At 37.0% G+C, this 12,340-nt stretch carries 14 protein-coding genes; 11 read left to right on the forward strand and 3 right to left on the reverse strand.

Features of this window, described 5'->3' with window-relative positions; all coding sequences use genetic code 11:
* Positions 1 to 2: 2 nt before the first annotated feature.
* Entirely contained in the window at positions 3 to 914 is a 912-nt protein-coding gene (locus H4K35_RS00490; protein WP_182625432.1) for a GYDIA family GHMP kinase, read from the forward strand.
* A gap of 530 nt (positions 915 to 1,444) precedes the next feature.
* Here the strand turns inward: H4K35_RS00490 and H4K35_RS00495 are convergent.
* A complete protein-coding gene (locus tag H4K35_RS00495) occupies positions 1,445 to 1,846 on the reverse strand; it encodes a hypothetical protein (RefSeq protein WP_182625433.1) in 402 nt (133 codons plus the stop codon).
* Positions 1,846 to 2,436 (reverse strand): hypothetical protein, encoded by a 591-nt coding sequence (locus H4K35_RS00500; protein WP_182625434.1) that lies wholly within the window; start codon positions 2,434 to 2,436, stop codon positions 1,846 to 1,848. Before H4K35_RS00500 ends, H4K35_RS00495 begins: the two co-directional genes overlap by 1 nt.
* A 119-nt stretch (positions 2,437 to 2,555) precedes the next feature.
* Here H4K35_RS00500 and H4K35_RS00505 point away from each other — a divergent pair, with 119 nt between their 5' ends.
* Positions 2,556 to 3,770 carry an NAD(P)/FAD-dependent oxidoreductase gene (locus H4K35_RS00505; protein ID WP_182625793.1) on the forward strand — a complete coding sequence of 405 codons (1,215 nt, stop codon included), beginning with the start codon at positions 2,556 to 2,558 and terminating at the stop codon, positions 3,768 to 3,770.
* 10 nt (positions 3,771 to 3,780) lie between these two features.
* A complete protein-coding gene (locus H4K35_RS00510) occupies positions 3,781 to 4,266 on the forward strand; it encodes a PH domain-containing protein (RefSeq protein ID WP_182625435.1) in 486 nt (161 codons plus the stop codon).
* A gap of 194 nt (positions 4,267 to 4,460) precedes the next feature.
* Here H4K35_RS00510 and H4K35_RS00515 read toward each other — a convergent pair whose 3' ends face one another.
* Positions 4,461 to 5,078 carry a hypothetical protein gene (locus H4K35_RS00515; RefSeq protein WP_182625436.1) on the reverse strand — a complete coding sequence of 206 codons (618 nt, stop codon included), beginning with the start codon at positions 5,076 to 5,078 and terminating at the stop codon, positions 4,461 to 4,463.
* 225 nt (positions 5,079 to 5,303) lie between these two features.
* On the opposite strand from H4K35_RS00515, the gene mvaD reads away from it, so the two are divergent.
* The 8 genes from mvaD (at position 5,304) to H4K35_RS00555 (ending at position 12,221) form a co-directional block, all read left to right on the forward strand.
* Entirely contained in the window at positions 5,304 to 6,395 is a 1,092-nt protein-coding gene (gene mvaD, locus H4K35_RS00520; RefSeq protein ID WP_182625437.1) for a diphosphomevalonate decarboxylase, read from the forward strand.
* A 53-nt stretch (positions 6,396 to 6,448) separates the two neighbouring features.
* Entirely contained in the window at positions 6,449 to 6,847 is a 399-nt protein-coding gene (locus H4K35_RS00525; RefSeq protein WP_182625438.1) for a hypothetical protein, read from the forward strand.
* A 32-nt stretch (positions 6,848 to 6,879) separates the two neighbouring features.
* Positions 6,880 to 7,473, forward strand: coding sequence for a penicillin-binding protein activator LpoB (locus H4K35_RS00530; RefSeq protein WP_182625439.1), 594 nt, complete (start codon positions 6,880 to 6,882; stop codon positions 7,471 to 7,473).
* Positions 7,474 to 7,484: 11 nt separating this feature from the next.
* Positions 7,485 to 8,909: a COG3014 family protein gene (locus H4K35_RS00535; protein ID WP_182625440.1), complete on the forward strand. Its 1,425-nt coding sequence runs from the start codon at positions 7,485 to 7,487 to the stop codon at positions 8,907 to 8,909.
* Positions 8,910 to 8,915: 6 nt separating this feature from the next.
* Complete coding sequence (locus H4K35_RS00540) at positions 8,916 to 9,269, forward strand: cysteine-rich CWC family protein (RefSeq protein WP_182625441.1); 354 nt, start codon at positions 8,916 to 8,918, stop codon at positions 9,267 to 9,269.
* A gap of 74 nt (positions 9,270 to 9,343) precedes the next feature.
* Positions 9,344 to 10,282 carry a mevalonate kinase gene (locus tag H4K35_RS00545; protein ID WP_182625442.1) on the forward strand — a complete coding sequence of 313 codons (939 nt, stop codon included), beginning with the start codon at positions 9,344 to 9,346 and terminating at the stop codon, positions 10,280 to 10,282.
* Between the two features lie 54 nt (positions 10,283 to 10,336).
* Positions 10,337 to 11,260 (forward strand): geranylgeranylglycerol-phosphate geranylgeranyltransferase, encoded by a 924-nt coding sequence (locus H4K35_RS00550; RefSeq protein ID WP_182625443.1) that lies wholly within the window; start codon positions 10,337 to 10,339, stop codon positions 11,258 to 11,260.
* 70 nt (positions 11,261 to 11,330) lie between these two features.
* Positions 11,331 to 12,221 carry a pseudouridine synthase gene (locus tag H4K35_RS00555; protein ID WP_182625444.1) on the forward strand — a complete coding sequence of 297 codons (891 nt, stop codon included), beginning with the start codon at positions 11,331 to 11,333 and terminating at the stop codon, positions 12,219 to 12,221.
* Positions 12,222 to 12,340 lie beyond the last annotated feature (119 nt).

A 12,340-nucleotide genomic window follows, 5' to 3' on the forward strand; every position in this document is an offset into this window, starting at 1 on the left:
GCATGGATTTTTTCAGCCAGGGAAAACTGTTGATTGCAGGAGAATATGTAGTGCTAGATGGAGCGATGGCTTTCGCACTGCCTACCGTTCAAGGACAATCTTTACACGTTGAAACGATTGAAGAACCCGTATTGTATTGGACTAGTTATGACGTAGATGGAACGATTTGGATGCAAGAGAAAGTCTCTATCGAGCAACTATTGGCCGATGAGAATGTCGTGGGAACCGACTATCTACAAACACTGGTAAAGGTATTGAGAGCGGCGCATCGACAAAATCCAAATATTTTACAAACGAAGCAAGGGTTTAAAGTAGAAAGTAAATTAACTTTTCCGCGGTTGTGGGGATTGGGAACGTCATCAACATGGATCAATAACGTAGCCCAATGGTTTGAAATTAATCCTTATCAATTGTTACAAGAATCATTTGGCGGCAGTGGCTATGACATCGCCTGTGCACAATACCGCAGCCCCTTGTTTTATCAACTCACAGATCCTTATCATCCAAAAGTGGAATTGATTGATTTTAAACCTGCCTTTGCTCAACAGTTGTACTTTGTTTATCTCAATGAAAAACAGTCGAGCAAAGAAGCTATTGCGGCTTATCGCGCTAAAAAAGGATTGATCGACAACCAGGTTCAACGCATATCTGAAATAAGCCAGGCGCTGACCCAAGTTGAGGATGTTCAAGGATTTAAAACCTTAGTACGCGAACACGAAGTAATCTTGGGGAATATTCTAGATACTCAACCCATCCATGAGCGACTATTTGCCGATTTTGACGGGGCTATTAAAAGCCTAGGTGCTTGGGGCGGAGACTTTATCCTCGTCGTTTCCGCTACGAATCCAACAGCTTATTTCAGGGACAAAGGTTATACCACAGTAATCCCTTATCATCAGATGATCGCCCTTTAAGGCTAACATATAAAAAAAACACTTAGTTCAACTAGGTGTTTTTGTGTTTTATAGCAGTTGGACAATGCAATTTTGGGCTCAAAAGTAGGGAGAGGGAAGTGTTTTTATCCTTTTGCTAACGATATGTGTATGTATTGTTCATTTGTTCAATAGATTACTTGTTTTTTGATGTTTTCAATGCCTATTCCTGAAAAATAAGGGTTTGGACGAAGAGTGCAAGGTAATTTTAGTGGAATTTAGTATATTTATACTGTTTTAATTCGTTGATAACTGATTTAGTTTCCGAATGTGTTCAATTGTATGATAATAGCTTTTTAGGTATGAGCAATATAGGAAGGAGCTATTGAGAAAAAGGCATCTTAATCGGGTGCCTTTTTGCGTTCGATTAGCTTTTTTTATTTCTTTGAACAATTATCGGTTGTTTTCTATACTTACAAAGAGAGAGGAAAGAGAGTTACTTCTTGTCTAACGTAGAAATGAATTTCAGTTTAAGGTTCGACATAGGAATGACAAGGAGAAAAGAAAAAGGGTTATTGTTTTAAACGTGTTATTTTTGCTTCTCTTTCCCAATTATAGATCTGTGTTCTTTGATTAATTCCCTGATAGAGGCACAGTGCTAAACGTTGATATGCCTTAGCTATTTGTGGATTAGTTCTTTCTAGTTGTGCAGCTTTAGCGACAAGTAAATCTGCAACTAATTCTTGATTGGTAGCATCGAAAGAAGGGTGTGACTCAAAATAGGTTTGAATTTCCTCCGGACAGGTCAAAGTCAACAGAAAATCTAAATCTATTCCTAGTTTTGTTTTCAAGGTCGAAGAAAAATCAGCTAGTGCTAGTTCTCCTTTGTCTTCTAAAGGCAAGGTATTAAAAAAGGCCCTTAAAATAAGAGCCGTTTGTTCGATGAGTCGTAAAATTGTATCTCGTGTTTCCATTAACGCACTGGTCGTAAAGTATTACTAAAAGTTACCTTGAACGGATTGTCTTTACTGCTGTTTTTCATGATGTAAATAAACTTAAACATCTTGGCGTGGTCACTTTCAATGGTCACTTCGCTATTTGTGTAGGAATCAGTAACGGTAAAATCAGCTGTGTTTTCAACGCGAACTGATTTGGCAATTCCATTGGATAAATCGCTCATGGTCATTCCTTTGAAGAATGTTTTACTGTCGCTTTTTACTACGATGTTTTCTCCTTTAAATCCTTGAGTTAAAATAACAACACTATATTTTTCTCCTGTAGCCTGCATTCCTTGTAAATAGGCTTCTTTGGTTTTTTCTGTTACAGAACGGAAATCATCTCTTACCTGAGCATAGTCTGGTAAGTCTATCACGTCTTTGGCTTCGGGTAAACGATTTTCTTCTTTAATCTCTTCAATACGCTCTTCAATGGTTAGGTCCTTAGAAGGAGAATCCGTACTGCTACTGTTGCTACTAGTGCTACTACTAGTGCTACTGCTTCCGTGTGGAACAGATTTACACATAGCAAATAAAGCAATCAGGAATAAAAATGGCAATTTTTTCATAATCTTAATTTTACAATGATATGGATGCGATTGTAAGTAAGTATCTTTGTGGCTGTAAAGATAAAAGTTTCGACTAACATAAAAAAAGGAACTTTAGTAAATAGCTAAATATGGGGATTATGCATTATGATGTCATCATCGTAGGTGGGGGAGCCGCTGGTTTTTTTACGGCAATTAATTTGGGTGAACGCCATCCTAATTTAAAAATTGCGATTGTAGAGCGCGGAAAAGAAGTGCTTGCGAAAGTTAGAATATCAGGGGGTGGGCGCTGTAATGTTACACATGCTTGTTTCGATCCCAAAGAATTAGTGCACTATTATCCACGTGGGCAAAAAGAATTACTAGGCCCTTTTCATCAATTTTGTTGTGGTGATACCATTGAGTGGTTTTCAAAGTACGGCGTGGAGTTAAAAATTGAAGAGGATGGTCGTATGTTTCCCATTACCGATTCATCTCAAACCATTATTGATTGTTTTACCCGAGCCGCCGCCCAATACAAAGTTGACGTTTTGCTAGGAATCAGTGTTCAAGGGGTGTATCAAAGTGAAAATGGTTGGAAACTGGATACCTCAAAAGAGGGGCTTAGCTGCTCGCATCTAGTCTTTACAACGGGAAGTAATCCGAAAGTATGGCAAATGATGGCAGATCTAGGTCATCGTTTGGTAGAACCCGTTCCTTCTTTGTTTACCTTTAATATAAAAGATAAGCGAATTGCTGATTTAATGGGGGTAGCCACACCTGCTACCGCAAAGGTTAAAGGAAGCAAGCTAGAAGCAACCGGTCCTTTGCTTATAACCCATTGGGGAATGAGCGGACCCGGGATTTTACGCTTATCCGCTTGGGGTGCTCGTGTGTTGGCAATGAAAAATTATCAGTTTCAATTAGTGGTCAATTGGTTACCTCAATACGAAGGGGCCGATTTATTGGAACACTTGAGAGACTTTAAACTCGAACACGCTAAAAAAACTGTGGTGAAAAGAGGATTATTCGATTTTCCTACCCGACTATGGGAACGCTTAGTTCTTGCTGCAGGTATTAATGAAACACTAACTTGGGCGGATTTAAATAACAAACAAATGCAGGCTCTTGTCTCAGAGCTACAAGAAGGACAGTATCAGGTTAATGGAAAAAGTACATTTAAGGATGAATTCGTTACAGCAGGGGGAATTGATTTACGCGATGTCAATTTCAAAACCATGGAAAGCAAGTCTCACAATAATTTGTATTTCGCAGGTGAAATCCTCGATATAGACGCCATAACAGGTGGATTTAATTTTCAAAACGCATGGACAACTGGTTTTTTAGCAGCTCAAGCCATTGCATCTAAGTTTTAATACACTATACATGAAATTTAACTATTATAATCTAAGTAGTAGCCTCTTGCTCCTCCTTATTTGTTTAGGTCCTTTTTTAGCTACAGGTATTTTCTTTTTACTTGTTGGAGTGGGAGTGGTAAAACTTGTAGCCGTTATTTTGTTCTTTTTGTTTTTCGTGTTTCTGTATAAAATTATGTTTATAAAAGTGACTATTGACGAAAATGGCGTTTTGTACAAAAGCTTTTTTCGGGAGAAATTCTTACCGTGGACAGCTATAAGCGATGTTTTATTGGTGGTGCGCGAGCGAAGATCAATCCCTGATTATTATAAACTAAATGAATGGATTGCATCCGGACGAACTTCAAAAAGCTATTTTTTGCTCTTTAGAACCACAAGTGAATTCCCTGCAAATCCGATGTTTATGTTTAGTGCACCCATTGATGAGGACTATATAAGCGTACAAAGCAGGAAAGCAATTATTGAAAAAATAAACCAATATTACTATAAAGCTTAAACTTTTCTTAATTCATGCACAATTGGTGATAACATTGTTGATAAGTTTATTTTGTTTGGGTGGATTCCACAAGAATTTTGTGTTCCTTTGGCAAACACACAACTAAAAAATCAGAGGCTTCCTTTGGTTTAAAGATGTATGTAATTTTGTAAGTGCTAATAGAAATATGGAAGGTCTTGCCTTCCATATTTTTTTTATGGTTTTCCTACTGGTTGGTAGACTAAAGTAAGCGTGCGTTGGTAGCGTTTAATAAATAGCGTAATCACCGTTATGGTAGAAAGTCCAAGTAGTGTTTTCAACGTCCAGTTTTCAAAAGGAATCAACAAGAAAACCAATAGTAAAGCACTGATGGCGGAAAACATGCGTAAATTGTACTGTTTGATGTGAATCGGATTTTTGTACAGCGTCATAAACAGTACAAGCACAATGATGGCACTTCCTAATATAAATAGCAATTCACTCCAATTTGACGTAGTGAAAAAGGAATAACTAATTGCTAATACTCCCGAACAAATGCCAAGAATTAAATTGGTGTGATCCAAGAGCTGTGTTTCTGGTAAAAGGCGGAGTTGAATCACTAGGTGATCGGCAAGCGCAATCTGGTGTATGTCTGATTGAGCTAGCTGATCTAGGGAAAAAGTCTGCTGTGTATTGCCGCATACAAATAGTAAAGTTGATGCATGGTCCTCTAGTTCAATCGTAGATGGAAAAGAGGTATTGATTTGCTTTAGCAAGGTATCATCTTTATAAATAAAAACAGAAGGTTGACCTTCCGATTTTGCGGCAATCGTTGTAAGGTGTAATTTTTTCATATTTTATTTGTTAGATCTGTTGTAAACCAAGGTAATATTTATTTATTTTTTTTACAACTTTTTATTTTTTTTTATGGTGAATCGGAACAAATATTGTGATTTAGTTAGTTATGATGGGATTAATTCGATAGAATGAAGAGGAGGAATTGTATTCTGCTATTAGTTGTAGAAGGGAGCTGTGGTTTATAATAAAAAGGTAGTATTTTTGTCAAAAAGAAGAAAGGAATGACAAACGCAACTGATTTTATATTTGATGTGCAGCACAAGGCAGCAACTACTGTAGCAAGTGGCACATTCACTTGGAGTGCACCTAGTAATATTGCTCTTGTTAAATACTGGGGTAAAAAGGAGAATCAAATTCCTGCGAATCCCTCCTTGAGTTTTACGTTGAGTAACTGCAAGACCATTACGACGTTAACTTTTACAAAGAAAGAAGAAAAGGGCATCCGATTTGATTTGCTGTTTGAGGGTAAGCCCAAAGAAGAGTTCAAACCTAAAATACAAAAATTCTTCGAGCGCATCTTGCCCTACTGTTCGTATATTGAAGATTATCATTTTACGATTGATACAACCAATACATTTCCGCACAGTTCAGGTATTGCCTCTTCTGCATCAGGAATGGCTGCTATGGCGATGAATATCATGGCATTGGAGCAAGCACTACATCCCGCTATGGAAACATCCTATTTTCATAAAAAAGCTTCTTTTTTAGCGCGTTTAGGTTCTGGCAGTGCGTGTAGAAGTGTTGTTGGCTCGATTGTTGTTTGGGGAGAACAAGCAGACGTTGAAGGAAGTTCAGATTTATATGGAATCGAAGCTCCTTTCGCTGTGCACCACAACTTTGAAAATTACCAAGATGTGATTTTGTTGGTCGACAAAGGTGAAAAACAAGTCTCCAGTACAGTAGGACACGATTTGATGCACAATCATCCCTTCGCAGCAGAACGCTTTAAACAAGCGCATCAAAATTTAAGTGCGCTTAAACAGATTCTTCAAACAGGAGATCTTACGCGTTTTATTGCTTTGGTTGAAAGCGAAGCACTAACGCTACACGCTATGATGATGACCTCTATGCCGTATTTCATTTTGATGAAACCCAATACCCTACAGATTATCGAGAAAATCTGGGCATTTAGAGCTAAAACAGCAATTCCTATTTGCTTTACTTTAGATGCAGGAGCTAATGTACACGTACTCTTTCCTGAATCAGTAAAAGCAGAAGTGCTCGAATTTATTCGTGCGGATTTGAGCGTATTTTGTCAGAATGAACATTTTATTGAGGATAAAATGGGAAATGGAGCGTTATTAATTAAATAAAAAATGCTAAATTTACAGTAGAAAAATAATATTTACTATAAAAACTTCAAGCTATGAAAAATATTATAAAATTACTAGGACTAGTGATGTGTAGCTTGTTTACATATCAAGCAAGCGCACAAACTCCAATCGAAGATCAAAATCCCAACTATCGTGTCAGTATGGAAAAATACATGATACTGAAGGATTCTCTTTTGGTTAATTTAGGAGAGACGGTTCACAATACGTACAAAGCGTACGATTGGTATGAAGCAAAGCAAGAACGCAAAGCTTTGAGAAGACAATATCGTCATGAAGAACGCATGGCTCGAGCAAAATACGGACGTACGTACTATTCGGATTACGGATATAACTACAATTACGGATACAACAATTACTATAGAAATTACAGCAATTGGAATTGGTTTCCGCGTATAGGCTTTAAAACTGGGAACTGGTGGTTCTCTATTTAGTTAGGAAAAAATAATGAATAATAAAAAAAAGTATGCAAATTAGAAAGATAGCATTAGCTGCAATTTTAGCGGCTTCAGGTTTATTTATCACGTCTTGTGGTCGTCAAGTAACCAGAGTAAGTACAGAGGAAACAATTGACCTCAGTGGTAGATGGAATAATTCAGATTCGAGAGAAGTGGCTCAGCAAATGACAAGACAAGTACTTGATGGTAATTGGATTGGAGACTTTCAAGATGAGAACAACAACAAGAAACCAGTAGTTATCGTGGGCATGGTATACAACAAAAGCCATGAGCATATTGACGCAGAAACATTCGTAAAAGACGTAGAGCAATCATTCATCCAGTCTGGACGTGTACGCTTAGTACAAGGAGGTAAAAAACGCGATGAACTTAGAGGTGAGCGTGCAGATCAACAAACGAATGCATCAGCTTCTTCTATGAAACAATTCGGTCTAGAACAAGGAGCAGACTTTATGTTGCAAGGTTCTATCAACTCTATTGTAGACTCACACAAAAAGAAAAAAGTTGTTTACTATCAAGTTAATTTAGAATTAACGAATCTACAAACGAATGAAGTAGTTTGGATCGGAGACAAAAAGATAGCGAAATACGTAAAAAACTAAATTTATAATTGATGGTTTTCAATCGAACCATAGCTTCCATAACAAAAACATTAGTGCCTGTGGCACTAATGTTTTTCGTGTTTGGATGCGCGACCTATCACGATCGAATTACAGATTATTACCAACGCATGATCCATGAAGACTATGTTGGAGCAGAAAGCGCATTGGATAAAAATAAACTGTTGCAGAAATCGAGAAACCTCTTGCTATTCTATATGGAGAAAGGAAGAGTAGAACACCTAAAAGGCAATTATGCCCTGAGTAATCAATACCTCAATAAAGCAGATCTTTTAATTGAAGACCAGGTTACCCAATTTGGTGACGTTATGGTTGGACTTTTTTTAAATTCGATGTCCCAAAGTTATAAGGGAGAAGAGTTTGAAATTTTTATGCTGCATTATTACAAAGCGCTAAACTATTTATTCCAAGGACAGGCACAGGACGCTCTGGTAGAAGCACGTCGTATTTCTCTTCAAAACTACGAACAAGGAGATAAATATAACAACAAAACTACGCGTTATTCCAAAGATGCTTTTTCATTAAATTTACAAGGACTTATCTACGAATCAACAGGAAATTACAACGATGCTTTTATCGCTTACCGCAATGCGGTGGAGGTGTATCAAAGTGCGGTTGGTGGCTTGTATTATGGGGTAAGTATCCCAGAAAATTTAAAGTATGACGCCATGAATATGGCTTATAAATTGGGCTTTACCAATGATTTACGCAAGTTTGAAAAAGACTTTGGTACTACTTTTAAGCCGTTTAAAACAGCTGAAGGTGGTGAGTTAGTGGTGTTTTGGGAAAATGGAACTGCGCCAATTAAAGAAGAAGAGAATATTATGTTCTCTCTGATTAAAGGCGATAGTGGTGCCTTGGTATTTACCAATGCCTTAGGAGTAATGATTCCTTTAGATTTTGGGATTGCAGGACATACTGACTTGAGTGATGTACACAGCGTGAATATTGCCTATCCAAAGTATATTAGCACACCCGTTCCCTTCGCCAAAGCACAAGTGCAAGTAAACGGTACAGCGACTTATGTTTTAGAAAAGGTACAAGATATTGATGTTGTAGCGGTAGCAACCCTACAAGAACGAGCAGGAAAAGAATTAGGTAAGATTTTAACGCGTTTAGCGGTTAAAAAATCAGCAGAATATGCTGTGAAATCCGTAGCGAGATCCAATGATAATAACGCGGTTCTAGAAGGAGTAGGTTTGGGGCTGCAATTGTATAATTTATTTTCAGAGAAGGCAGATACCCGAAATTGGCAAACCCTACCTGCAGAGATAAAATATGCGCGCATTCCGTTAGCTAAAGGTAAAAATCAGTTGACTTTTGACTTACAAAGGCCCAACGGTCCATCGGTAAAACAAGAGGTGGAAATCGAATCCAAAGGAAACTTACAGTTTTACAACTTCGCAACAATGCGCTAGAAAATCATGACGAAAAATAAAAAGTGCACCCACTGCAAAGCTGCAATCACCTGCCAATCGGAGCAGATTGATCGCTGTGAGTGTAGCCAAGTACAACTCCATCCCGATACACGCGTTTTCTTGCGTAGCTCTTTTCACAAGTGTTTGTGCAATGCCTGTCTAGAACAAATGAATCTGTTAGTTGCTCAAGCAAAAACGGAAGTGTTTCCGCGAAAGCGAAATGAAATGGTCGAAGGCAAGCACTACTATGTTGAAAACGGGTATTTTGTATTTACCGAACTCTATCATTTCCTCAAGGGACAATGCTGCCAAAATGGTTGTCGTCATTGTGTTTATGGTTTTAAAAATCGGTATTTATAGAAAAAAAATAAAACAAAACCACCTAAGCGTGAATATTATACGTACCTTTGGGGGGTAAATTACTTTTATAAGCTATGAAAGGACCTTTATTTTATTCTAAAATTCTTTTATTCGGAGAATACGGAATTATAAAAGACTCAAAAGGATTATCAATTCCCTATAATTTTTATAAGGGAGCCTTGAAAATGGATGAAAACCTAGAGGGATTCGCCAAAAAATCAAATGAATATTTGAGAAATTTTGCTGCCTATCTTGTCGATATGCAGGAAGCGGAGCCTGAATTGGTGCAATTTGATATGGATCGATTACAAGCAGAAATTGAAAGCGGATTGTATTTTGATTCGAGTATTCCTCAAGGTTACGGTGTAGGAAGTAGCGGAGCTTTGGTTGCTGCAATCTACGACCAATATGCATTTGATAAAATTACGGTACTGGAAAATTTAAGCAAAGATAAATTGCTAAAGCTGAAAGGGATTTTCGGTAAAATGGAAGCTTTCTTTCACGGTACAAGTTCAGGACTTGATCCATTGAACAGCTATTTAAGTCTGCCGATTTTAATTAATTCAAAAGATAATATCGAGCCAACAGGCATTCCTTCTCAAAGTTTAGACGGAAAAGGTGCGGTGTTTTTAATCGATTCTGGAATTGTTGGAGAAACTGCTCCAATGGTGACTATCTTTATGGAAAAATTAAAAGAGCAAGGGTTCAGAAAAGTGTTGAAAGAAGAGTTTATCAAACACACCGATGCTTGTGTAGAGAATTTCTTGAAAGGAGATTTGAAAGCCTTGTTCAACAATACAAAAGAACTTTCCTCTGTGGTGTTTAACCATTTTAAACCCATGATTCCAGAGCAATTTCACAATGTGTGGCAAAAGGGAATCGAAACCAATGACTACTATTTAAAACTATGTGGTTCTGGTGGAGGAGGGTACATCTTAGGATTTACACCCGATATTGACAAAGCAAAAGAAACGCTTAAAGATTACAAACTAGAAGTAGTCTACCAATTTTAAGCCCAAAACATAAAGAATGTTATAACCTTTTTTATTAACCGCGAAAAATATAATATGTTATCTAGGAAAAATAAAATCCTCTTAGCTAAAATATTCAGTTTGTTTTCTGTGGTGAGAGGTTATAACATTTTTGTTATAATTTTAGCCCAGTATCTAGCGTCAATTTTTATTTTTGCTCCTGAAAAAAGAGCTTTAGACGTTATCTTAGACTGGCGATTATTCCTTATTATCTTATCATCGGCTTTAGCAATCGCTTCCGGTTATATTATCAACAATTTTTACGACGCTGAAAAAGATTTAATTAATCGTCCAACTAAATCTATGCTGGATCGATTAGTCAGTCAAACCACAAAATTAAGGGTGTACTTCCTACTTAATTTCTTGTCTGTTTGTATTGTGCTGCCTGTTTCTCTACATGGAGCTATCTTTTTTTCGGTATATATTTTTCTGTTGTGGTTCTATTCTCATAAGCTGAAAAAGTATCCTATCATTGGAAATTTATTGGCCTCTCTCTTGGCAATACTGCCTTTTTTTGCCATCTTAATGTATTTCCAATCCTTCCATGTTTCTATTTTTATTCATGCTTTTTTCTTGTATTTGATTATGCTTATTCGCGAAATCATGAAAGATTTAGAGAATATCAGAGGCGATTTTGCCAATAACTATCAAACAATTCCCGTGCGCTTTGGCGAACGCGTAGCAAAGGAAATTATAAGTGGAGTTTTTGTCTTGGCCCTGATTCCAGTTTACCTAATGACCGTGCGCTATGATGTTGGGTATATGATTTATTATTTTTATTTCAGTATCGTTCTCTTGCTCTTCTTTTTGATCAAACTTTGGAGGTCAGAAACTACACAAGAATATCATCGACTTCACTTTTTACTCAAACTTTTACTTTTGTTAGGGGTATTGTCTATCGTGCTAATCAAGCCAAATGTTTTGGCAAGTGGTAAGTATCTTTTAGAAGAGACTTTATAATTAAACCCTATATTTTTTTGTATATTGAAATAAAAGACGGAGTTTGTCTATCTTTGCAAAAATATTTAATATGAATAACGGTAAATCAGGTTCTAGAAAAAACCAATCTAATCGCAGTGGTAAACCAAAAACTGGTGGAGCAAAACCTTTCCAGAAGCGAGCTAGTCAAGGACAAGGAACACAAAAACCAAAGCCTTCTGCTAGAACATTCGATAAAAAACCAAAAGTTGCAGCTGCTCCAAAAGTAGATAATGGAGAGATGCGCTTAAATAAGTATATTAGTAATTCTGGTGTATGCTCTCGAAGAGATGCGGATTTATATATTGTTTCGGGTAACGTAAAAGTAAACGGAGAAATTGTAACTGAATTAGGATACAAAGTAAAGGTAACTGATGTTGTAAACTTTGATGGAATGGTGATTACACCAGAAAAGAAAGTTTATATTGTGTTGAATAAGCCTAAAGGATTCTCTACAATTAATGAAGATATTGTCAGTCAGGAGAATGTTTTGAGTTTAGTTAAAGGTGCTTCTAAATCACCAATAGCGCCCGTGGGACGTATGGATAAAAGTACGTTAGGCTTAATGATTTTTACGAATGATACGAATCTGATTCAAAAATTAAGTTCACCTGAACAGCGTTCATCAAAAATGTACCAAGTTTCTTTGGATCGCAATTTGAAATACGAAGATTTGGAACGTGTGCAAAAGGGAATTTATATTGAGGAAAAACGCGTGTTTGTCGAAGATGTTGCTTATGTAGAAAATCAACCGAAAACAGAAATCGGCATTAAACTAAAAGCGTCTAACGTTAAATTAGTTCGCGCTTTATTCGAATCATTGGATTATAACGTATTGAAAGTGGATCGCGTTATGTACGGATCAATCACAAAATGGAACTTACCAAGAGGGAAATGGAGATTCCTAACGGATGAAGAAGTTCGCAGCTTGCAGCAAGGATAACCAAATGATGACCCTCCCTTAATAGGAGTTTTTTCATTAAAACAAAATATAGAATGCTTTCTGAGCATATAAAAAAACGCGAGGCCTTTTTAGACTTCGCGTTTTTTTTAAGTGAAAAG

It is taken from the genome of Myroides sp. NP-2, from assembly GCF_014145665.1.
Taxonomy (GTDB): domain Bacteria; phylum Bacteroidota; class Bacteroidia; order Flavobacteriales; family Flavobacteriaceae; genus Flavobacterium.

What these genes read in the sequence shown, in the direction of transcription:
- H4K35_RS00490 (WP_182625432.1), top strand. Translation starts at nt 3, where the DNA reads ATGGATTTTTTCAGCCAGGGAAAACTGTTGATTGCAGGAGAATATGTA.
- H4K35_RS00495 (WP_182625433.1), bottom strand. Translation starts at nt 1,846, where the DNA reads ATGGAAACACGAGATACAATTTTACGACTCATCGAACAAACGGCTCTT.
- H4K35_RS00500 (WP_182625434.1), bottom strand. Translation starts at nt 2,436, where the DNA reads ATGAAAAAATTGCCATTTTTATTCCTGATTGCTTTATTTGCTATGTGT.
- H4K35_RS00505 (WP_182625793.1), top strand. Translation starts at nt 2,556, where the DNA reads ATGCATTATGATGTCATCATCGTAGGTGGGGGAGCCGCTGGTTTTTTT.
- H4K35_RS00510 (WP_182625435.1), top strand. Translation starts at nt 3,781, where the DNA reads ATGAAATTTAACTATTATAATCTAAGTAGTAGCCTCTTGCTCCTCCTT.
- H4K35_RS00515 (WP_182625436.1), bottom strand. Translation starts at nt 5,078, where the DNA reads ATGAAAAAATTACACCTTACAACGATTGCCGCAAAATCGGAAGGTCAA.
- mvaD (WP_182625437.1), top strand. Translation starts at nt 5,304, where the DNA reads ATGACAAACGCAACTGATTTTATATTTGATGTGCAGCACAAGGCAGCA.
- H4K35_RS00525 (WP_182625438.1), top strand. Translation starts at nt 6,449, where the DNA reads ATGAAAAATATTATAAAATTACTAGGACTAGTGATGTGTAGCTTGTTT.
- H4K35_RS00530 (WP_182625439.1), top strand. Translation starts at nt 6,880, where the DNA reads ATGCAAATTAGAAAGATAGCATTAGCTGCAATTTTAGCGGCTTCAGGT.
- H4K35_RS00535 (WP_182625440.1), top strand. Translation starts at nt 7,485, where the DNA reads ATGGTTTTCAATCGAACCATAGCTTCCATAACAAAAACATTAGTGCCT.
- H4K35_RS00540 (WP_182625441.1), top strand. Translation starts at nt 8,916, where the DNA reads ATGACGAAAAATAAAAAGTGCACCCACTGCAAAGCTGCAATCACCTGC.
- H4K35_RS00545 (WP_182625442.1), top strand. Translation starts at nt 9,344, where the DNA reads ATGAAAGGACCTTTATTTTATTCTAAAATTCTTTTATTCGGAGAATAC.
- H4K35_RS00550 (WP_182625443.1), top strand. Translation starts at nt 10,337, where the DNA reads ATGTTATCTAGGAAAAATAAAATCCTCTTAGCTAAAATATTCAGTTTG.
- H4K35_RS00555 (WP_182625444.1), top strand. Translation starts at nt 11,331, where the DNA reads ATGAATAACGGTAAATCAGGTTCTAGAAAAAACCAATCTAATCGCAGT.